Below are 20,541 nucleotides of genomic sequence, written 5' to 3' on the forward strand. Positions count from 1 at the left end.
CGAGAGGGAGCGTGTTCAGGAAAATGATAAACGAGAAGGATTGGACGCAAGAACAGGAGCGGCTCAATCACGTGACGGAAAAGCTGCAAGAGAGAATCGCCGAACTGGAGCCGGAGGTGGCTGGACTACGGAATCAGGCGGGGGACATCCGCAAACGATTCTGGGAAGAAGTGACGGTCAACACGAGCACCGAGGAGGATTTTGAGGAGACCTTCTACAGTATTAGGCAGCAAGAGGCGTTGTTATCGGAACGGGAGCGCAGCTATCGGCTGCGTATGCAACAATGGAAAAGCATGAACCGGCTGCTGCAGTCTCCTTACTTCGGGCGCATCGACTTCCGTGAGGATGGCCAGGACTTTAGCGAGCAGGTCTACATCGGCGTATCGTCCTTTGTCGATTCGGATGGCATGAGTTTTCTGGTCTATGACTGGCGTACGCCTATTGCGAGCATGTACTACGACTATTCCCCGGGAGCTGCCGCCTATGACACGCCGGGCGGACGCGTCGAGGGAACGATGGAGCTGAAACGCCAGTACCAGATCCGTGAGGGCCGGCTTCAAAATGTGTTCGACACGAGCATCACGATCGGCGACGAATTGCTGCAGCAGGCGCTCGGCAAAGGTTCGGATGCTCAAATGAAGAGCATCGTGGCGACCATCCAGAAAGAGCAGAACGCCATTATTCGCGATGACCAAAGCCGTATGCTCATTGTGCAGGGGGCTGCCGGCAGCGGGAAGACCTCTGCGGCACTGCAACGGGTGGCGTACTTGCTGTACAAACACCGGGAGCGGCTGGGCGCTGACCAAATCGTCCTCTTCTCGCCGAATCCGATGTTCAACAGCTACGTATCCACCGTTCTTCCCGAGCTCGGCGAAGAAAACATGCAGCAGACGACCTTCCAGGAATATCTTGAATATGGACTTGGACAGGAGCTGCGTCTGGAAGACCCGTTCGATCAGATCGAATATGTGCTGACAGAACAATCCACGCGCGAGTATGAAGCTCGGGTGAGGGGGATTGAATATAAGGCATCCGCAGCGTTCCTTCAAGCTCTCCAGCGTTATGCGGGGTGGCTGGAGCGGGAGGGTATGCGATTCAACAGCATTCGTTTCCGTGACCGCGATTTGATCAGTGCCAAGCAAATGGAAACACAGTTCTACAGCTATGATCCTGCCGTCCGCTTGGCCAATCGAGTTGCCATGATGCAAGAATGGTTGCAGAAGGAGCTGGCCTTGCTGGAACGCAAGGAGCGGGAGGCGCTCTGGGTGCAGGAAGAGCTTAATTATCTCGACAAAGAGCAGTACGCCGCCGCGTATCAAGCGCTGCACAAAGAGCGGGGGGTCTTTGACTTCGCCGAACAATATGAAGAAGTTCGCGAGATGCTGCACAACAAGCGCAGGCGAGACGAGGGCGACTTCGACTACGCCGAGCGGGAGGAAAATCTGCTGCGCCGCATGATCGTGAAGGAGCATTTTAAACCGCTCAGGCGAAGCGTGAAGCGGATGTCGTTCATCGACATGGCGGGGTTGTACGTCCAGCTGTTCAACAACAAGAACGCTTATCAGACGATGACGAATGAGACCGATGTTCCGGAGCTTTGGCCGGATATCTGCGAGCAAACGAAGGAGAAGCTTGGCCGGCTTCAACTGTTCTATGAGGATGCGACACCTTATCTGGTTTTGAAAGAGCTCGTCGAGGGCGTTCGGATGAATACGGAGGTACGGCATATCTTCGTGGATGAGGGTCAGGATTACTCGATGTTTCAATATGAGCTTCTCAAGAAGCTGTTCCCCCGAGCCCGCATGACGGTACTCGGCGATTTCGGGCAGGCCATCTTTCCTCAGGCAACGGAATTGTACGGGGCAGATTCGCCTCTCATACGGCTGTACGGCGAATCTGAAACGAGCTTGGTTCGCCTTGTCCGCAGTTATCGGTCAACCCGTGAGATCGTGGAGTTCACGAAGCCGCTGCTGCCGAGCGGCAAGGAGATCGTGCCCTTCGAAAGAAGCGGGAAGAAGCCGGTCCTCTCGCAGACGGACAGCAGAGAGCAACGGGCAGCGCGAATCGCGGAGCATATTGCGACCCTTCAAGCGGAAGGCTTCAACTCCATCGCCGTCATTACGAAAACGGCGGCCGAAAGCAGCGAAGCTTTCGACCTCTTAACCGCGCAGGGATGCCCGTCGCTGCGGCTTATTACGAAACAGACGCCTACCTTCGAGAAGGGAACGCTCATTATCCCGGCGTATCTCGCGAAAGGCGTTGAATTCGACGTCGTCCTGATCTATGATGCCTCTTCGCGGACGTATCATCGGGAAAGCGAGCGCAAACTCTTTTATACGGCATGCACGCGTGCGATGCACAGGCTTCTGCTATACGCGACAGGAGAATGGACGCGGTTCGTTCAAGCAGTAGATACTTCTTTGTATGAGGAAAAACAATGAGGTTTTGAAGTGCGCTCGACAAAAGCGGCGTTCGCTTCAATGAAGACAAGGCTCCCACAAGGGAGCCTTTCCCATTATGACTTCCACGGACTCCTTCTAGGCTTGGCCAACCTCATTCGCAAATAATAGGCGGGGATCTCTCAGCGGACTTAAAATCCGACATTCGATCGGGGAACTTTAATGATCTCTTCCTCAGGCACATGCGCAGCAGTATACGCTCTGTTGTCATTTCTGCGTAGTGTTTTCCTCTGGTGCGCATTGTTCCGTATTAGGGCAAAGATAATGAGCAGCGTCCCGTAAAATTCATAGTTGCTGATTGGATAGCCTTGAAAAGCCATAATAACGAATGTGGTAATGGGAACAAAATTAATAAACAATATGCCGTTAATGGGGGATAGCAATTTGATCCCTGAATTCCAGCAGAGCAAGGCTGCCAGCCCTGGCAATAAGATCATGAAGGACATTTCATATTTAATCGAAAATAACGTGTGCCAGGTAGGAACGGGAAGCAAATGAAAGACGGAGGCAAGTGTAACGATGATGAGAGAGACTGCACTTCCTAGCAAGCAGGTTAGCGTAGAATAGCGCAGGATCGACCAATCCTTAAATCGGTTTCCCCCCATCGAATAGATCACCCATCCCATAACTCCTGTAAAAACCAGAAGTAAAGGAACAAGATGTTGTCCAGCCATCATGAAAAATGCCAATTTCCCGTTGGTGATCACGAGTAAAGCACCGGCAAGCGCGATACCCACACTCGTGAGCGTGAATTTACTCGGCGCTTTTTTTGTCGTGATCCACAAGACCATAATCGTTATCATCGGCATAAGGACTTCCATAATGGAGGCGGCGATTATACCCGCTTCTCCCATGAGCTGCTGTCCGAGAAAGACGCCCATGTTATAAACCGTAAATGCCATCGTTCCCAAAAACAATAATGTCTTGCCTCTTCCATCCAGGCGAAATGAAGCTCTCCCCTCTTTCATCCAAAGCAACACACTGAGAATGACGGCAACGGCGAAATAACGGATAAACGAAAAATAGAATGGATCAATTTGCTGCAATGCCATGTGTGCAACGGGAAACATAGCTCCCCACGACACGCTTGCGATGAGGCACAGTATGGAGCCCATGACGATTTGTCTTTTTAGCATATGTTGTCTCTCCCTGGCAAGAACCTGCCAACTGTTGTATGTAACTCATTTTAGGAGGGAGAATGTGTTATAGTAAAATGATTGAAAATAACGTTTGTCATCTTTAAAAATGATATCTGAGAAAAGGTATCGTTTGTATTCGAGAGCAGAGGTGAGGTTGCATTGGAATTTAATGATTTGAAAATTTTTCAGACGGTTGCTGCGCATGGAAGTGTCAGTAAAGCCGCATTGGAGCTAAACTACGTTCAATCCAATGTAACGGCTAGAATAAAGCTGCTGGAGAAAGAACTACGGACGGCATTGTTCTATCGGCATAAGCGAGGGATGATCCTAAACCCGGAAGGAAAGCGGTTGTTGGAACATTCGAGGGAGATCCTGTCGAGAGTGGAGGAAATGATACACACATTTGAAGATAAGTCGAACCCCTCCGGTGTCCTGGAAATCGGTATGGTGGAGACGATAAATGCGCTGCCAGATATCTTATCCTCTTACTATAGCAAGTACCCCAACGTTGAATTATCCTTAAAAGCTGGGGTTACCGATCATTTGTTACAACAAGTAATTGATATGAAACTGGATGGAGCTTTTGTTACAGGGCCCATCAGGCATCCCTTAATCGAACAGGTTGAGGTTATTCAAGAAAAGCTAGTACTTGTAACCAAAGAAGAAGCCTTTTCTATCGAGGAAATAACAAAAAGGCCTCTATTGCTATACAATAAAGGTTGCGGATATCGGGAAAGACTGGAAAGCTGGATGAAGGCGGAGGGGATTATCCCGAAACAGATCATGGAATTCGGAACGTTTGGGACGATTATAGGAAGCGTAGCTGCAGGTATAGGAATCACGATTATTCCGGAATCATCCATTTCCGATCTTGTTGCCAATGGCACCGTGTTTAGTCATCGTGTACCTGAACCCTATCACGAAATCACGACGATTTTTATTCGGCGAAAAGATTCATATATATCGAGCACGCTACAGTGCTTTATGGATGAAATTGTTGCTCGAAAGAGGCTTAACCATTAATGTCGTTCGAATCAAAGGGGCTGTCCCAATAGGTCATAACTCTGACCTTAGAGGCAGCCCCTGTTTTTTCGTGCGAGAAAAAAAGAAACCAGGAAGACTTGATCCTATTCCTGCCAGGTCACTGGTTTATCAAGTATGACGCCATCCGTCTCCACCCATTGGCGGAGACTGCCCGCCTGGGCTTGAACTACGATGAAATACAAATCGCCAGTACCGTTGTTTCGCAAAGTGCGTTCACCTTCAGGTGCAACGCGAACCGTCGTTCCTTCCTTGACATCAAAAATCTGTCCATCCACCTGGAACTGACCTCGACCGCCAATGAAAAGGTATAGCTCCTCATTCTCGCGATGTGTGTGCCTTCTGCAGAATTTCGACGATGTTACTTCTTAGCATAGGAACTCTTAAGGGTAAAAACGTTTACAAAAGAATCGAAATCGTTTATATTCAAATCATGTCTTGCTGACATGTCGACAATACAGGGAGGTTTTGATGGATATGGAATTTCCTTCCTCTTGGTTGCGGGATCAGTCGCTAGGTGAGAAGATTGCTTCCGAGATCAGGCTTCGTATTGTTCGGGGTCAAATCAAGCCCGGATCGACTTTATCCGAGAATCAATTGGCGGCGGAATTCGGAACGAGCAGAGCGCCGGTCAGGGACGGGTTGAAAGCGTTGTCCGTCGAAGGTCTCATTCGCTTGGACCGGAAGGGAGCCTTCGTGCTGGGCCTCACTGCCAAAGACGTCAAGGAACTGTACGACATCCGCTTCCTGATCGAAAATTATACGTTGCAATGCGTGGCCCAGGCCGACAATAAGAGATTGACGGAAACGCTTCACAAAATCGTCGACAAGATGGCGATGGCCGATAAGCATAACGACGTCGTTGAATTCGCTTATCTGGATCTGACCTTTCATGAGACGATCATTGCCGAAGCGGACCACACCCGAATTTTTCACCTTTGGAACAGCATCCGCAGCCTCGTGCTCACGGCGCTGCTAGTCGCGACGGAACAGCGCTTTGCCAATCGCAAGCATGAAGTCCAGCAGTTGATCGACAAGCATAGTTTGCTGATCGCCGCCTTGGAGAGCAAGGACGGGGAATACATCGAGAAGGTGATTCGGGAGCATTTCGAGGATACCCGTCAAACCGTCCAATTGAGCCTGAAACCATTGTAAAAAAAGCCCTTCAGGGGATGGAGCCGAATCTGCAGCGGAAGGCTCCTTGTTTTTCGCCTAGATTGTCGACATGTCAACATGAATTCACAACTCATCCAATTACCGAGGAGGAAAAGGGTATGACTACGAAAATGCGCGCCGGATTGTACATCGAAGCTGAGCAAGTAAAGATGGATCTAATCGATAAGCCGACCCCGCAGCCGGGGGAAGCGCTGATTAAGGTGTCCTTTGCCGGCATTTGCGGCACGGATATGATGATCTACGCAGGCAAGCATCCGCGGGCGAAAGCTCCATTGGCCATGGGCCACGAATTCAGCGGCGTAATCGAAGAGATCAACGGCGGCTTTGAGTCTTTCTCCGTCGGCCAACGGGTCGTCATTGAGCCGACGTTGAGCTGCGGCGAATGCGAAGCTTGCCGTGCCGGAGAATATCACGTGTGCCGGACGCTTAAGCTGATCGGGATCGACAAGCACGGCGGCTTCGCCGAATACGTCGCCGTTCCGCTGAACCGGCTGCACCCTATCCCGGACGCTTTGTCGGACGCGCATGCTGCTCTGACGGAGCCCGTTGCCGTCGCCGTTCATACCGTTCGCCGTTCCAACCTGAAGGTCGGTGACAATGTCATCATTTTGGGCGCGGGTCCGATCGGTCTTCTGATCGGCATGGTCGCGAAGCAAGCGGGTGCCGGGCAGATCATCATCTCCGACATTAGCCCGTATCGCTTGGGGAAAGCGGCGGAGCTCGGCTTCACCGCACTGGACGCCAAGACCGTGAATGTCACCGAAGAAGCACGTCGTCTTACCGGCGGCATCGGAGCGGATGTGGTCTTCGAAGTCGCGGGCACCCAGATCACAGCCAAGCAAATGATCGAGACGGTTAAGATCCAGGGACAAATCGTTGTGGTCAGCGTGTATAAGCAAGCGCCTACGGTGGACTTGGCCGCCATGCATTTCCGCGAAATTTCGATGACGACGACGCGCTGCTACACGTCGGGCGACTTCGCCAAAGCCATCCGGATGATGGAAAGCGGCAGCCTCGACGTATCCAGCCTGATCTCGCATCAGCTTCCGCTGGAGAAGATCGCCGAAGGATTCGAATTGATGCATAACCCGGAAGAGTCTCTGAAAGTATTGTTCCGTCCATAATCCAAACGGGGAGGTTGACATTCCATGGTACTTCAATCGTTTCGTCTGGACGGCAAAATTGCCGCCATTTCGGGAGCCACTCGCGGTATCGGACGCGAGATGGCATTGGCTCTGGCCGAAGCCGGAGCGGATGTGGCCCTGCTGCAGCGTTCAACGGCGCAGACGGAGGTCAAAGAGCAAATCGAGCGTCTTGGCAGGAAGTGCATCATCATCCCTTGCGACATGAACGATATGGAGCAGGTCAAAGCTGCGGTTCCGGCCATTGCTGCCCAGTTCGGCGCCATCGATATCCTGGTGAACAATGCGGGCATTCAGCGTCGTTCCCCTTCCGTCGATTTTCCGGAAGCGGATTGGGACGAGGTTATTCAAGTGAACTTGAAGACCGTCTGGATTCTGTGCCAGCAAGCGGGGCGCTACATGGTCCCGAGGGGCCGGGGCAAAATCATTAACACCGCCTCGCTGCTCTCTTATCAAGGAGGCCTTACGGTTCCCGCCTACGCCGCGGCTAAGGGCGGTGTGGCACAGCTGACGAAGGCGCTGTCCAACGAGTGGGCCAAGCATCATGTGAACGTGAACGCCATCGTTCCGGGCTACATCGCCACCGATATGAACACGGCGCTCATGGAAGACCCGGTCAGAAGCAAGCAGATCCTCGACCGGATTCCGGCCGGCCGCTGGGGCAATCCCGATGATTTCAAAGGTACCGTCGTCTTCCTGGCTTCTGACGCGTCCAACTATGTTGACGGGCACTTGTTGGCTGTGGATGGCGGTTGGTTAGGCCGCTGACGGCAAAGCGCAATTTCATACAAAATAAAGGATAGGTGTTAATATGTCTAGCTTGTTCGGGCTAAGCCATAACGTCACGCTGTTAGTTTGGGCGCTCGTCGCCATCGTGCTGCTCATCGTTTTCATCGCCAAATTCAAGTGGAATCCGTTTGTCGTTCTGCTGATGACGGCCGTCTTCTTGGGACTGATCGTCGGGATGCAGCCAAACGATGTGATCAAGTCCGTCACGGGCGGCTTCGGCGGAACATTAGGAACGATCGCCATCGTCATCGGTCTCGGCACGATGCTCGGCAAGATGATGGCCGAATCCGGCGGGGCCGAGCAAATCGCCAATACGATCATCGACAAATTCGGCGAGCGGCGGATCGCCTACTCGATCTTGTTCGTCGCCATCATTATCGGTATTCCGGTCTTCTTCGAAGTCGGCGTTATTTTGCTCATCCCGATTTTGTACACGCTTGTTAAGAAAACGAAGAAACCGATGCTGGCCATCGGTATCCCGCTTGTCACCGGTTTGTCGGTCGCACACGGCCTCATCCCTCCTCATCCGGCGCCGATGATCGCCATCGAAGCGTATCATGCGGATATCGGGAAAACGATTCTGTTCTCCTTGCTGGTGGGAATTCCAAGCGCCATTCTCGCGGGTCCTATCTTCGCCAAGTTTATCAGCAAACGGATTCAAGTCGATCCGCCTGCTGACCTGGTCGAACAATTCGCCACCAAAGACGTCAAGCGGCCTCCCGGCTTCGGTATCACCATCTTGACGATTCTGATGCCCGTCATCCTCATGCTCATCGGTTCCGCCGCGAGCATTATCGATCCTGACGGCACGAGCGGCTTTACGATGTTCTGCAAATTTATCGGCCACGAAATCATTGCCCTGCTGATCGCGACCGTCTTCGCCTTCTTCTCGCTCGGTTTCGCAAGGGGCTTCAGCAAAGAGCAAGTCTCCAAGTTCACGATGGATTGTCTGGCACCGACCGCATCGATCATCCTCATTATCGGCGGCGGCGGCGCATTCAAAGGCGTACTGATCGACAGCGGCGTCGGCAAAGCGATTGCCGCGATCGCAACGAATGCGAATTTGAATTTGATCGTGTTCGCGTTCCTCGTTGCCGCTCTGATTCGTCTGGCCACCGGTTCTTCGAGCGTCGCGATGACGACGGCCGCGGGCATCGTAACGCCGGTTCTCGCCGCGACGCCGGGAGCCAACGTCGAATTGGTCGTCCTGGCGACGGGCGCAGGCTCGCTCATTATGTCGCACGTGAACGACGCGGGCTTCTGGCTGGTCAAGGAGTTCTTGAACATGTCCGTGCCTCAGACGCTCAAGTCGTGGACCGTCCTGGAGACGATTTTGTCCCTCTCGGCTTTCGTTCTCACGCTCTGCTTGAGCTTCATATTCTAATTCATCATTCGGCAGCCCAAGGATTCCTTGGGCTGCTGTTTTACATTTTCATAGGTTAGGGCGGGCAATGCACAGGAAATTAATTTTTGAAAAGGGATGAGGTTTTGGCAAAGGCAATTCAAGAAGGGGGGGTTTAAGTGATTACGCAACTTGCTCCGACAAAATCACCCATTTGATAAGCGGCTGTTGAAAATATTTGATCATCTCGCCCAAAATCTTGCCGATGAAACAAGCGGCAACTACGGTTCCGATTCCGATTGAGCCCAAGGATTGAACGAAAATCAAACATAATGCGCCGGATATACAAACATTAATCACATCAGATGCAATTTTCGCTTTGCTGAATTTCAAATGAAATCTTTCGCTAATGGCGTAAGTTAACGCATCGTATGGCATAAACGGGAGCTTCGACGTGAAATAACCGAGCAAACCGACAGAAACAACGAAAAGGCTAATCATCAAATAGGCAATTCGGGCAACAATTGTATCCGGGGCAGGAAGAACCTTCACCACAAGAAGTGTTACATCTATAAATAACCCGAATAAAAAAGCAATCACAATTTGAATAACAAATTGCTTGAATTCAAATCGTTTTTTTAAGATTACTTGAATCAGGAAATAAAAGATATTGGCTGCCACGGTTGTCATGCCGACCGAGATGCCGGTCGTTAAGGTCAAGGCGTAAGCCAGCGATGATACGGGGGACACCCCAAGCCCTGCTTGTATGGAAAAGCTTATACCCAGCGACAAAAAAAATAAACCTAGCAAGTATATGACGAATCGCTTTACCTTTTTACTCGTTACCATAACACCCTCCATTTTTGCAATTCAAAAACGATAAACTTAAATATACCACTGAATACGGTATATGAAAAATATATATATGATAAACTGAACATATCAAAATACATATGATGAGGTTGCAAAATGGACATTCGGCAATTGTATTATTTCAGGGAAATTGTGAGGCAAGGAGGCATATCCAAGGCCGCGGAAGTGCTTCATATCGCGCAGCCGCCGCTTAGCCAGCTTTTAAAAAAGCTTGAAGAGGATTTCGGCACGACTTTAATTCACCGATACCGCCAGAAGTGGGAGCTTACGGAAACCGGTGAGCTATTGTTTCGGTACGCCGAACAGACGTTGAAGGAAATGCAGGATGTCAGGCAGCGCATTCAAGAGATTGAGCAGGGCATAACGGGAGTGGTGAGCATCGGCGTAGCGTCCGTATGTACGAATATTCTCATCGATTATGTAAGTCTGTTTCGAAAACAGTATCCTCAAATTAAAATCAATATTACGACCGGAAATTCGGATGAATTGTTAAAAAAACTGAATCGGAAAGAAATCGATATCGCGTTGCTTTTACGGTCGGACAATATCGGACAATATCGGATGGAAATCATAAACAAGCAGCCTTTTGTCGTTATGATTCCGAAGAGTTGGCTAGCTTCGTTTTCGTCCCCAAATGTAACGCTGGAGCAAATTGCAAAGTTTCCTTTTATTCTGTTAGGCCCAATGGAAGGACATTCGTTTCATGAAATCTTGCTGGAAACGTTCCATGAACGTAATTTGAAGCCGAATGTGGTAATGGAATGTAAGGATGTCACCATGGTGATCGAGCTGGTCAGCAGAGAATTAGGACTGTCTATTATCCCAAGAATGGATTATTCCTCGCCCTTTTTGAAAAACATCATGTTTCTTGAATTGGAGGAGATCAAAATCGATGTGGAACCCGCGTTCTTAAGGTTAAAAGACGAACCGATTTCTAAGGCAGCCATTCAATTTTGGGGGATTGTGGAATAAACCGGTTACTTACTATAGGCAATTTCCATAGTAAACCAATCCGAACAATATAACAAAAAAAGTGTTATAATTATTATAGTCAACAGGAGTTGACGATATGTGGGGGTGAGGAATAATGTTTGGTGTGGGTGATCTGATTATATATTCAGGACACGGAGTATGCCGCATAGATAATATAAGTGTGAAAACAATATCCGGTGTATCGAAGAGTTATTATGATTTACATCCGCTCAGTGGCGGCAAGTTAAAAATCAGTATCCCGGTAGATAATAAATCGGTACTTATGCTCGATCTTATTCATAGGGACGAAGCGGAGGAAATCATAGAATCTTTCAGATTGCCGGGTATAACTTGGATTGAGAAAAATAACGAACGTTATCAAACCTATTCCAATATCGTAAATTCAGGAAATCGGAAAGAAATTGCTAAAGTTGCGAATACATTAATGCGTAAAAAGCATGTCGCTGAATCGAACAATAAAAAGCTTGGCTCACATGACCAACATTTGTTAACTTCCATTCAGAGTATATTGTTTAATGAGATGGCGATCTCATTCGGAACAACTTACGAAGCCATATTAGACAAGGTAAATCGTAAAATGACTCAAAATCAAAATCTATAAGTCAACGAAAATAATCTTGACTTATAGAATTTTTTTTGGTAAATTATTAAACAGACCGGTTGGTATGGTGGGGGTGTGCTACGGGAATGGATACAAAATCGCTGATAATCGACATCGCGACTAAGCTTTTCCAACAGAAAGGATATATGGGCGTCGGATTAAACGAAATTTTAAAAGCATGTAACATATCAAAAGGATCGCTTTATCATCACTTTCCTAATGGGAAAGAAGAATTACTAATAGCTTGCCTTCAAACTTTGAATGAAGCGATCACAACGGATATCGAGGACATTTTCCAACGGTATTCGACTACGCAAGAAGCTGCCATCGGAATGATTGAGCAATTAATCATGAAATTTGAAACGGAAGGAACGCTTACCGGATACACGTTCAGCAGTATCGTTAGCGAAATGGCTTCGTTAAGCGATCCGGTTAGAATGGCTTGTGCTCAGTTATATCAAAAAATACAACATATTTATTCGAATAAATTAGCAGCAGATGGATTTTCAAAAGACACGGCTTCATCAATTGCGCTTATGATGACGGCTTCGATCGAAGGCGGAATGATGCTCTGTTTAACCCAAAATGCAACGGAACCCCTTAGAGTGATTTCCAAAGTATTGCCGAATATGATAAAGGAGTTTTGAAATTTGAATAAAGGAATTAAAACAGGGCCGATCATGGCGGCTCTTTTTGTCGCTGGCTTTGTTGGCCTTTTTAGCGAGACGGCGCTAAATATAGCCTTAGGAAAATTGGGTCAATTATTCAATGCCGATGCCACAACCATCCAATGGTTAGCAACAGGTTATTTTCTAACATTGGGGATTTTAGTGCCCGTAACGGGTATTTTAATGCAGAAGTTTACCACACGCCAAATGTTTATGACTTCCATATTGCTATTGATCATCGGAACAATTTTTGCCACAGCAGCGCCGGTATTTGGTGTTTTATTGGCGGGGCGTATTATTCAAGCAGCAGGGCTAGCCATCAATTTACCTTTAACGCAAAATGTAATTTTTACAGTCTTCCCCCCCAATAAACGAGGCGGCGCTATGGGGGTTATGGGCTTAGTGATATTAGCGGGTCCAGCTCTAGGACCAACAATAGCAGGCCTTCTATTAGATACATTATCATGGCATTGGATTTTCTTGGTTACGATTCCTTTATTGTTGTTTTCTTTTATTTTCGGGCTCGTATATTTACCGAATGTGAATGAAGTACGCAAGGTTTCGATTGATGCAGGTTCTGTTATTCTTTCGACGATCGGATTCGGGGGAATTGTATACGGAGTAAGCGTGTCCGGCGATCTCGGATGGACAAGTCCAACGGTAATGGGAACCACCATCATTGGATTGATAGCGCTCCTTATTTTCGGGATTCGCCAAACGAAAATGGAGATTCCTATGCTGAATCTAAAAGCATTTCGTTACCCGCTTTTCATCCTTGGAATGTTGATGAGTTTTATCACGTTCTTTAATATGATGTCCATGCTTGTTATTTTACCTATGTATATGCAAATGGCTTTATTAATCGCTGCTTTTACAACAGGTCTTATCCTTCTGCCAGGCAGCTTGCTTAACTGCGCATTAGCTCCAACCATCGGGCGTCTATTTGATAAATTTGGTCCGAAAGCGATCATTACTCCGGGCACTATTTTAGTCGCCATTGGCTATGCCATTTATTCGCAAGTGGGTTCAGACACAGCCTTATGGGTGATTGTGATCACTCATGTTGTCATGATGTTAGGTATTGGGGCGGTGCTTGCTAATGTGCAAACAAACACGCTGAATTCCCTTCCTAAACAGTTCTATCCGGATGGAATCGCATTAACCCAGACGCTCCAACAAGTATCCGGCGCTATTGGCATTGCGGTATTGGTATCGGTTTTATCGGCCAAGCAGAATAGTTACTTGGCAACCGTTGCGAATGATTCTACCCAAGCAGCGGCAGCGGGATCATCCACGGTCTTTACCATCAGTTTGATATTAGCGGTGGTTAATGTTGCACTGTCCTTATTCATCAAAAAGCCTATGAATTGAAAACACTTCCTAAAGAGGGCATTACGGGTGCTTTAAGGTACCCGAATGCCCTTTTATGTTCGCTTTAAAGCCAAAATAAGGGGAGTTTCCTTCTCTTGTTTTGGCTTTTTCATATTGTAGGTTACAGCTTCTGCCATGTACTCCTGAAATCCATGCAAAGTACACACACCGTACACACGACTACTCTATACTGGGTCTTGAAAGTACAAACGGAGGTGCAGCGTACATGATCGTATAAGAGCATCCATGTCCATACTAATAAGGACTGCGGGTGGATATGGAGAGTGCAGCGATGAAACGAAGGATATTGTTAGTCGAGGATGACATGCTTATGCGTGAGTTTATTACGGATTATTTCAAAAAGGAACTATGGGAAGTGGTTGAGGCAGAGAACGGAAGAATCGCGCTTGAAATTTTCGAACAGACTTCCATTGACCTGATTGTTCTAGACATTATGATGCCGGAAATGGATGGATGGTCGGTATGCAGGCGCATTCGCGAGAAGTCGAACGTACCGATTATCATTATCACGGCAAGGGCGGAAGACGATGATCAATTGATGGGGTTCGAGCTCGGCGCTGATGAATATGTGACGAAGCCCCTAAGTCCGAGGGTATTGGTCGCTCGCGCTACCGCATTAATGAAAAGAACGGAAGGGACGATAAGCAGTGATGGAGATCTGCTGATCTATGGTGATTTATGGGTGAACAGAATGGCACATACCGTATCCGTGGCGGGAAAACCAATCAATCTGTCACCGAAGGAGTACGATTTGCTTCTTTTTCTCACCAAACACGATGGCAAGGTCTTGTCCCGTGAGTATATTCTTGACTCTGTTTGGGGCTACGACTATTTTGGGGATTTGCGCACAGTTGACACCCATATCAAAAAATTAAGAGCCAAGCTCGGAGACGAAGGCCGATTTATACGCACTGTCATACGTGCAGGCTATAAATTTGAGATAGAAGCATGAGAAAGCATAGTGTAGTCTTTAAGCTTTTCGTCGTCACATCTGTTCTGATTTTGATTGTTTTTGCCTTGGTGCTGCTTGCAGAAGGATTGTTTTTCGAGCGATATTATCGGACGTCCAAGATTCATGCACTGGAACGAAATATGAATCAATTCGCGGAACAATTCAAACAGGCGCAGTCCAATGAGCGTCAGGTTTCACGGCTGCTCGGCGCATTCATGAATCATAATGATGCGAGTACCTCCATTTTGGATGATCGGTTTGAACGAACAAATCTCAATCCTTATTTTCTGGAGCTTCAAACAGATCATAAGACCGTTACAATTCGAGTTCCTATGGAAGGAATGACAATCGATCAAATTCCACAAGGAATTCAAATTGGCGATCGGTTGGAGGTAGACGGAATCTTCATGGATGAGAAAGATACCATTATGCATCCTGTGGTCTTTCAGCCGAAAAGCGCGGTCCTCGAAGAAGGTTTGGTACGGGTGGAGGGGAAAGTAACGGATTTGATGCTGCCTGAGCGGCGATCGTACAACCCTCTTTACCAGGATGCCCTTATAGACGATGCGCTGCTGGATTGGAAACCTGTGGCAGGACAATATCAGCCTCGCTTGCAGAACGGTTCGCCTATTCAGACAGAGTGGAGGGACAAATGGAGCGGTGTCCAATACGCTGTTATCATTCAACCTTTACCAGAGGGTAACAATGGGAATCGATATTTATTCGTCATGACCTCTCTGCAGCCTGTTGGGGAAGCGGTCGACGTACTCAAGAAATATTTTGTTTATGTGGCTCCGATCATTCTTGTGCTTGTCATTCTTTTATCCTTGATTTATTCCAAAATTATCACACGTCCGTTAGTCACGTTAAATCGCACAGCAGCTCGTCTTGCGCATTTGGACTTTACCGTGCAGCCTGAAATCCATTCGAAGGATGAATTCGGGGAGTTGTCACGCAATATGATTTCGTTATCCCGGAATCTGGATACTGCCTTGAAGGAGCTTGTCCATGCGAATGTAAAGCTGCAAGAGGATATGGAAGAAAAACAGCGATCCGAGCAGCTTCGCAAAGAATTGATTGCGAACATCTCTCATGAGCTGAAAACCCCGCTAGGAATCGTCAAAGGTTTCGCGGAAGGGCTGCAGGATGGAGTTGCCGGCGATAAAAGAGACCGTTACCTTGCTCTGATTGTAAATGAAACGGATCGGATGAACGCTTTAATTATGGATATGCTGGAGCTTTCGAAATTTGAAGCCAAGGTCATTCGGCTACAGCCCAGGAGCTTTTCCCTGACAAACCTTATTCAAAGGGTAGTGGATTCGTTCGATCAGCAGTTGGAGAGCAAGAATCTCCAATGTCGGTTGAATCAAGGCGATGAGGATGAGTGCTTCGTAGAGGCAGATCCTAAGCGGATCGAACAGGTTGTGTTGAATTTATTGAGTAATGCCATTCGGCATGCAACGGAACTCAGTGTCATTACCATTACCATCGGGCGGACAGCTGCAAGAAAGGTAACCACAGTAATCGAAAATACCGGCTCGCCCATTGCTGAAGAAGATCTAAGTCGGATCTGGGATCAGTTCTACCGTGCTGAACATTCTCGGGATCGCAAATCTGGCGGGACAGGCCTGGGGCTCGCGATCGTCAAACATATTCTGGAGCTTCATGATAGCGAATTTGGTGTAACAAATACGATTCAGGGTGTCGCATTTTCTTTCACATTATATGAAAGCAGGGAAAAACCCCATGAAAAATAAAAAAATCTTTCTTCTAACACTCGCGCTCTTCGCGCTGCTTCTGACCAGTGCGTGCGGCACAAAAGCAAACAACAATGGAGCAGTTACGGATACCAACGGAGCAGCTACGGACGCCGGAAACACGAAGCCTGCGGCCACCGCAGACGCTGCTGCGCCAACTGAAACCAATGAGCAGATTTTGATTATTATCGATCAGACTCCCAAACCGATTGAGGGAAACAGCTTCGATTTTGGAGTACAACAGCTCCCTGAAGGATACGCGCTAGCTGAAATGCAATGGATTTCTAAGGAGAACCTGATTGTAAATTCAATTCAAGATGCCATTCAGCACGGAGCCAGCGGGGAAGATGGATTTTACATTAGCGGAAACGGACAATACACCGGTTTCTTCTATCCAGATACGATGAAAGGCGAGACAGGCCAGGTTGTTTTTCTTTTCAAGAATGCTGAGGGCAAAGAGTTAACTTGGAAAAAGGAAATAACCTTGAAGTAGTTCGAGTATTAGTGAGCTGTTTGGCTCATTTGAAAGATTTATGCAGCCGCCCGCATCTTAGATGGGCGGCTTTTTCTTTGCTTTACCACAATGATGCGGGGAATCGTATCACAAGTAATTCCGGAAAAATATTGATTGTAAATCGACATTATTCCGACATATAATCTAGGAAATAACTTCCTTAAGGAGGATGAAAGCAATATGCGAAAGGGCAAGGGTTTATCGATTATAACGATCGTTGCCACCGGCATCGGATCCGCCTTGTTCGTGATCTTGGGCCGATTCGGGTCGATCCCGTCGGGGCTTCCCGACACCAACATCGAGACTACATACGCACTGCTCGCCTTGTTTGCCATCCTATACGGACCGGTCGCCGGCCTGCTCATCGGTTTGATCGGGCATACGCTGAAGGACGCGATTTTCTACGGCTCCCCTTGGTTCAGCTGGGTGATCGCTTCCGCCGTCGTCGGCTTGATTATCGGCCTAGCGGCCCGAAGTATCCGTATCCATGATGGGGAATTCGGGGCGAAACAGATCATCCGGTTCAATCTGATTCAAGTTCTCGCCAATGCGATTGCCTGGTTTGTCATCGCGCCGGTGCTGGACATTCTGATCTATGCGGAGCCTTCCAACAAAGTGTTCACGCAAGGGTTGGTGGCCGGCGTCTCCAATATCGTGACCGTTGCGGTGCTGGGAACGCTGCTGCTTCTCGCTTATGCGAAAACCAGAACCAAGCAAGGAAGCTTGACCAAAGAAGCTTAGGAAGAACGACGAGCCGGTGCGACCCACCGGCTTTTTGCATGCTATAGATCACCTGCTGAATTGAGGAAGATCGCATTGAAGAAACCGATCATCGAGTTCGAGGACTTTAGCTTTCAATATCGCGCGCAAGCTTCGCCGACGCTGCAGGGCATCGATCTCACGATTTACGAGGGAGAGAAAGTGTTGATCCTTGGGCCGTCGGGCTCCGGAAAAAGCACGCTTGCACACTGTATCAACGGATTGATTCCTTTTTTTTATCCGGGAACGATCAAGGGATCCTTGCGAATTCGGGGGATTCAGCAAGTTGATTTGAGCATTGCGGAGCTCTCGGAAGTCGTGGGCACCGTGCTGCAAGACCCTGACGGTCAGTTCATCGGACTGACTGTAGCGGAGGATATTGCCTTTAAGTTGGAGAACAAGAACGTTCCCCAACAGGAAATGACGGACAAGGTGGCGGCAGCGGCGGAGGCTGTCGGTATCGAGGCCCATCTGCAGTGGTCGCCGCATAACCTTTCGGGCGGGCAGAAACAACGGACCACCTTGGGCGGGGTGCTGGTGGACGACGTTGACATTCTTCTTTTTGACGAGCCGCTCGCTAATTTGGATCCGAAAACCGGCAAAAGCGCCATCGAGCTCATCGACCGCATCGGATGCCGCCCGGATAAGACCGTGATCGTGATCGAGCACCGCTTGGAGGATGTGCTTCATCGCCCTGTCGACCGAATCATCGTGATGCACGAGGGGCGGATTAAGGCGGACCTTACCCCGGGGGAACTTCTCAGCTCGGAGATTCTGGCGGAAACGGGCATCCGGGAGCCGCTGTACGTTACCGCGCTCAAATACGCGGGTTGCCGAATCACGCCGGACCAGCATCCGGAGCATGTCGATACCATCCGGCTGGACGAGAGTATCGCCAAGCTGAGAACGTGGTATGAGAGCCAGGTACGGGAGATGAGCCCGGTTGAGCGGGAAACCGTGCTCGAACTGGAGCATGTCGACTTCGGTTACGAGGAAAACCGGCTGATTTTACAGGATATTTCGCTCCGGATCGGACAAGGGGAAATGGTGAGCATCGTAGGCAAGAACGGAGCCGGCAAGTCGACGCTTTCCAAACTGATCTGCGGGTTCCATTATCCGGGAAAGGGGCGGATTTTGTTCAAGGGACACGACATGCGCGGGGACACGATCAAGGAGCGGTCCCGGTACATCGGCTACGTCATGCAGAATCCGAACCAAATGATTTCCAAAAGCACGGTATACGAGGAAACGGCATTCGGATTGTCGGTCAGGAAGATACCTGAGGAAGAAATGAAGGTGCGCGTATACGAGGTACTCCGGATTTGCGGCTTATATGAATTCCGCAATTGGCCGATTTCGGCGCTCAGCTTCGGGCAGAAAAAGCGGGTGACGATTGCTTCGATCCTGGTGATGAATCCGGAGATTCTGATTTTAGATGAACCAACCGCAGGTCAAGACTACCGGCACTACAATGAAATGATGGAGTTTCTTCTCCAGCTCAACCACGGCGGCATCACGGTCATCATGATCACGCATGACATGCATCTGATGATGGAATACGCTCATCGCACCATCGTACTGGCTGACGGCCGTAAAATCGCGGACGACCGTCCATCCGCCATTCTGACGGACCCGGCCATCGTGGAGACGGCCAATCTGAAGGAAACTTCGGTATACCAGTTGGCCCGGAGGGCGGGGTTCGACGAACCCCAGGAATTCGTCCGCAGATTCATCGAGTATGACAGGAGGAAACGGGCACGATGAAGGCCAAGATGCTTTCCTATACCCGGCAGGATTCCCCCATTCATCGGCTGACGGGGGCGGTCAAGCTCCTTTTTTTCGTGCTCTGGTGCGTTACGGCTATGATCACGTATGACACCCGATGCCTGCTGGCGATGTTCGTGTTCAGCCTGGCTGTTTTCAAAATCTCGAAGGTGAAATTCCGGAACTTCTCCTTTGTACTCTATTTGATCCTGTTTTTCATGCTGCTGAACCAGCTCGCTGTGTACCTGTTCTCCCCTGCAGAGGGCGTCAAGATTTACGGTACAAGCCATGAACTGTTTCACTTTGCGGGGCGTTACAACTTGACGGCGGAGCAGTTGTTCTACCAGTTCAATATTTTGCTGAAATATTTCACGGTCATCCCGATGGCCTTGCTGTTTCTCCTGACCACCGATCCTAGCGAATTCGCGGCCTCCCTGAACCGGATCGGAGTCAGCTATCGCATCTCGTATGCGGTATCCATCGCCATGAGGTACATTCCCGACATCCAGCGCGATTTCCAGAACATTGCGTTCGCCGCCCAGGCACGCGGTATCGACATGTCCAAAAAAGAGAAGCTCGGCGCCCGGATCAAGAACGTGTCGGCTGTGCTGATGCCGCTGATCCTGACCAGCTTGCAGCGGATCGAGACGATCAGCGCAGCGATGGAGCTCAGGGCGTTCGGTCATGGCAGGACACGCACCTGGTACAACGCCCGACCTTTTGCCAAAGGCGACTTTTTGGCCTTGGTTCTCATCGTGGCCATTTCGGCGGGATCGACGCTGCTCACCTTCTATGACGGCACCCGGTTTTATAATATTTTTCTTAACCGCTAAGGGCGCATCCTACAACATCTTAGGATTGACAATTACAATATATTGATCTAAATTTGTAATTACCAACTACATATTGTTTTGAACAGGTGTCTTTTCGTATGCAACAACGAAAAGGCTTAATAGGGAAGTCCGGTGTGAAGCCGGCGCGGTCCCGCCACTGTAAGAGAGGAGTTTCGGTCCGATATGCCACTGACTTGGTTTGCTGAACGAGTCGGGAAGGCGGACCGATTACGTTGATTCTCGAGCCAGGAGACCTGCCTGTCCATTGACACAACCCCTGCGGAGAACAGGAAGGTGTCCGTTCGTCCTGGACGCAGTGTATATAATTGCCTGCTCTTCAAGGCGCA

18 protein-coding genes, 1 pseudogene and 1 riboswitch are annotated in these 20,541 nt (G+C 49.1%); of the genes and pseudogenes, 16 read left to right on the forward strand and 3 right to left on the reverse strand.

Going from position 1 to position 20,541, the window contains the following annotated elements; translation table 11 throughout:
* Positions 1 to 23 precede the first annotated feature (23 nt).
* The gene (gene helD / locus E5161_RS11145) at positions 24 to 2,441 is read left to right on the forward strand and encodes an RNA polymerase recycling motor HelD (protein ID WP_136777893.1); all 2,418 of its coding nucleotides are present in this window, start codon (positions 24 to 26) and stop codon (positions 2,439 to 2,441) included.
* Between the two features lie 149 nt (positions 2,442 to 2,590).
* Here the strand turns inward: helD and E5161_RS11150 are convergent, their stop codons facing one another.
* Positions 2,591 to 3,595 carry a DMT family transporter gene (locus tag E5161_RS11150; protein ID WP_136777894.1) on the reverse strand — a complete coding sequence of 335 codons (1,005 nt, stop codon included), beginning with the start codon at positions 3,593 to 3,595 and terminating at the stop codon, positions 2,591 to 2,593.
* A gap of 162 nt (positions 3,596 to 3,757) precedes the next feature.
* Here E5161_RS11150 and E5161_RS11155 point away from each other — a divergent pair, with 162 nt between their 5' ends.
* Positions 3,758 to 4,621, forward strand: a complete 864-nt coding sequence (locus E5161_RS11155; RefSeq protein ID WP_136777895.1) for a LysR family transcriptional regulator — start codon at positions 3,758 to 3,760, stop codon at positions 4,619 to 4,621.
* Positions 4,622 to 4,725: 104 nt separating this feature from the next.
* On the opposite strand, the pseudogene E5161_RS21425 reads toward E5161_RS11155, so the two are convergent.
* Positions 4,726 to 4,977 (reverse strand): annotated as a pseudogene (locus E5161_RS21425) (cupin domain-containing protein); the annotation flags it as partial.
* Positions 4,978 to 5,110: 133 nt separating this feature from the next.
* On the opposite strand from E5161_RS21425, the gene E5161_RS11165 reads away from it, so the two are divergent.
* The 4 genes from E5161_RS11165 to E5161_RS11180 all read left to right on the forward strand — a co-directional run bounded on the left by E5161_RS11165 (position 5,111) and on the right by E5161_RS11180 (position 9,130).
* Positions 5,111 to 5,794 carry a GntR family transcriptional regulator gene (locus E5161_RS11165; RefSeq protein WP_342773860.1) on the forward strand — a complete coding sequence of 228 codons (684 nt, stop codon included), beginning with the start codon at positions 5,111 to 5,113 and terminating at the stop codon, positions 5,792 to 5,794.
* 119 nt (positions 5,795 to 5,913) lie between these two features.
* The gene (locus E5161_RS11170; protein ID WP_246042193.1) at positions 5,914 to 6,939 is read left to right on the forward strand and encodes a zinc-dependent alcohol dehydrogenase; all 1,026 of its coding nucleotides are present in this window, start codon (positions 5,914 to 5,916) and stop codon (positions 6,937 to 6,939) included.
* A 24-nt stretch (positions 6,940 to 6,963) separates the two neighbouring features.
* Complete coding sequence (locus tag E5161_RS11175; RefSeq protein ID WP_136777896.1) at positions 6,964 to 7,725, forward strand: SDR family oxidoreductase; 762 nt, start codon at positions 6,964 to 6,966, stop codon at positions 7,723 to 7,725.
* A gap of 43 nt (positions 7,726 to 7,768) precedes the next feature.
* A complete protein-coding gene (locus E5161_RS11180) occupies positions 7,769 to 9,130 on the forward strand; it encodes a GntT/GntP/DsdX family permease (RefSeq protein WP_136777897.1) in 1,362 nt (453 codons plus the stop codon).
* A 141-nt stretch (positions 9,131 to 9,271) separates the two neighbouring features.
* On the opposite strand, the gene E5161_RS11185 is transcribed toward E5161_RS11180, so the two are convergent.
* Positions 9,272 to 9,937 (reverse strand): YczE/YyaS/YitT family protein, encoded by a 666-nt coding sequence (locus tag E5161_RS11185; protein WP_136777898.1) that lies wholly within the window; start codon positions 9,935 to 9,937, stop codon positions 9,272 to 9,274.
* A gap of 120 nt (positions 9,938 to 10,057) precedes the next feature.
* Between E5161_RS11185 and E5161_RS11190 the strand changes: the two genes are divergently transcribed.
* From E5161_RS11190 to E5161_RS11235, 10 genes are all read left to right on the forward strand, one after another.
* Positions 10,058 to 10,933, forward strand: a complete 876-nt coding sequence (locus E5161_RS11190) for a LysR family transcriptional regulator (protein WP_136777899.1) — start codon at positions 10,058 to 10,060, stop codon at positions 10,931 to 10,933.
* A 115-nt stretch (positions 10,934 to 11,048) separates the two neighbouring features.
* The gene (locus E5161_RS11195) at positions 11,049 to 11,555 is read left to right on the forward strand and encodes a CarD family transcriptional regulator (RefSeq protein ID WP_136777900.1); all 507 of its coding nucleotides are present in this window, start codon (positions 11,049 to 11,051) and stop codon (positions 11,553 to 11,555) included.
* An 86-nt stretch (positions 11,556 to 11,641) separates the two neighbouring features.
* Complete coding sequence (locus E5161_RS11200) at positions 11,642 to 12,202, forward strand: TetR/AcrR family transcriptional regulator (protein ID WP_136777901.1); 561 nt, start codon at positions 11,642 to 11,644, stop codon at positions 12,200 to 12,202.
* 33 nt (positions 12,203 to 12,235) lie between these two features.
* Entirely contained in the window at positions 12,236 to 13,594 is a 1,359-nt protein-coding gene (locus E5161_RS11205) for a DHA2 family efflux MFS transporter permease subunit (protein ID WP_136778161.1), read from the forward strand.
* Positions 13,595 to 13,886: 292 nt separating this feature from the next.
* On the forward strand, positions 13,887 to 14,567 hold the full coding sequence (locus E5161_RS11210) for a response regulator transcription factor (protein WP_136777902.1): 681 nt from the start codon (positions 13,887 to 13,889) through the stop codon (positions 14,565 to 14,567).
* Positions 14,564 to 16,324 (forward strand): HAMP domain-containing sensor histidine kinase, encoded by a 1,761-nt coding sequence (locus E5161_RS11215; protein ID WP_136777903.1) that lies wholly within the window; start codon positions 14,564 to 14,566, stop codon positions 16,322 to 16,324. Before E5161_RS11210 ends, E5161_RS11215 begins: the two co-directional genes overlap by 4 nt.
* Positions 16,314 to 16,817: a hypothetical protein gene (locus E5161_RS11220; protein WP_246042194.1), complete on the forward strand. Its 504-nt coding sequence runs from the start codon at positions 16,314 to 16,316 to the stop codon at positions 16,815 to 16,817. Before E5161_RS11215 ends, E5161_RS11220 begins: the two co-directional genes overlap by 11 nt.
* A gap of 201 nt (positions 16,818 to 17,018) precedes the next feature.
* Positions 17,019 to 17,579 (forward strand): ECF-type riboflavin transporter substrate-binding protein, encoded by a 561-nt coding sequence (locus tag E5161_RS11225; protein WP_136777905.1) that lies wholly within the window; start codon positions 17,019 to 17,021, stop codon positions 17,577 to 17,579.
* Positions 17,580 to 17,654: 75 nt separating this feature from the next.
* A complete protein-coding gene (locus E5161_RS11230; RefSeq protein ID WP_136777906.1) occupies positions 17,655 to 19,361 on the forward strand; it encodes an ABC transporter ATP-binding protein in 1,707 nt (568 codons plus the stop codon).
* Complete coding sequence (locus tag E5161_RS11235; RefSeq protein WP_136777907.1) at positions 19,358 to 20,194, forward strand: energy-coupling factor transporter transmembrane component T family protein; 837 nt, start codon at positions 19,358 to 19,360, stop codon at positions 20,192 to 20,194. The genes E5161_RS11230 and E5161_RS11235 overlap by 4 nt, the downstream gene beginning before the upstream one ends.
* Positions 20,195 to 20,261: 67 nt before the next feature.
* Positions 20,262 to 20,470: riboswitch (cobalamin riboswitch) on the forward strand.
* The last annotated feature ends 71 nt before the right edge of the window (positions 20,471 to 20,541 follow it).

Source organism: Cohnella pontilimi (genome assembly GCF_005049045.1).
GTDB classification, from domain to species: Bacteria; Bacillota; Bacilli; order Paenibacillales; family Paenibacillaceae; genus Cohnella; species Cohnella pontilimi.

Bases quoted from the DNA above. Each gene is read 5' to 3' on its own strand.
- E5161_RS11165 (WP_342773860.1), top strand. From the start codon at position 5,111: ATGGATATGGAATTTCCTTCCTCTTGGTTGCGGGATCAGTCGCTAGGT.
- E5161_RS11205 (WP_136778161.1), top strand. From the start codon at position 12,236: ATGGCGGCTCTTTTTGTCGCTGGCTTTGTTGGCCTTTTTAGCGAGACG.
- E5161_RS11150 (WP_136777894.1), bottom strand. From the start codon at position 3,595: ATGCTAAAAAGACAAATCGTCATGGGCTCCATACTGTGCCTCATCGCA.
- E5161_RS11180 (WP_136777897.1), top strand. From the start codon at position 7,769: ATGTCTAGCTTGTTCGGGCTAAGCCATAACGTCACGCTGTTAGTTTGG.
- E5161_RS11225 (WP_136777905.1), top strand. From the start codon at position 17,019: ATGCGAAAGGGCAAGGGTTTATCGATTATAACGATCGTTGCCACCGGC.
- E5161_RS11185 (WP_136777898.1), bottom strand. From the start codon at position 9,937: ATGGTAACGAGTAAAAAGGTAAAGCGATTCGTCATATACTTGCTAGGT.
- E5161_RS11175 (WP_136777896.1), top strand. From the start codon at position 6,964: ATGGTACTTCAATCGTTTCGTCTGGACGGCAAAATTGCCGCCATTTCG.
- E5161_RS11195 (WP_136777900.1), top strand. From the start codon at position 11,049: ATGTTTGGTGTGGGTGATCTGATTATATATTCAGGACACGGAGTATGC.
- E5161_RS11200 (WP_136777901.1), top strand. From the start codon at position 11,642: ATGGATACAAAATCGCTGATAATCGACATCGCGACTAAGCTTTTCCAA.
- E5161_RS11235 (WP_136777907.1), top strand. From the start codon at position 19,358: ATGAAGGCCAAGATGCTTTCCTATACCCGGCAGGATTCCCCCATTCAT.
- E5161_RS11210 (WP_136777902.1), top strand. From the start codon at position 13,887: ATGAAACGAAGGATATTGTTAGTCGAGGATGACATGCTTATGCGTGAG.
- E5161_RS11190 (WP_136777899.1), top strand. From the start codon at position 10,058: ATGGACATTCGGCAATTGTATTATTTCAGGGAAATTGTGAGGCAAGGA.
- helD (WP_136777893.1), top strand. From the start codon at position 24: ATGATAAACGAGAAGGATTGGACGCAAGAACAGGAGCGGCTCAATCAC.
- E5161_RS11215 (WP_136777903.1), top strand. From the start codon at position 14,564: ATGAGAAAGCATAGTGTAGTCTTTAAGCTTTTCGTCGTCACATCTGTT.
- E5161_RS11170 (WP_246042193.1), top strand. From the start codon at position 5,914: ATGACTACGAAAATGCGCGCCGGATTGTACATCGAAGCTGAGCAAGTA.
- E5161_RS11220 (WP_246042194.1), top strand. From the start codon at position 16,314: ATGAAAAATAAAAAAATCTTTCTTCTAACACTCGCGCTCTTCGCGCTG.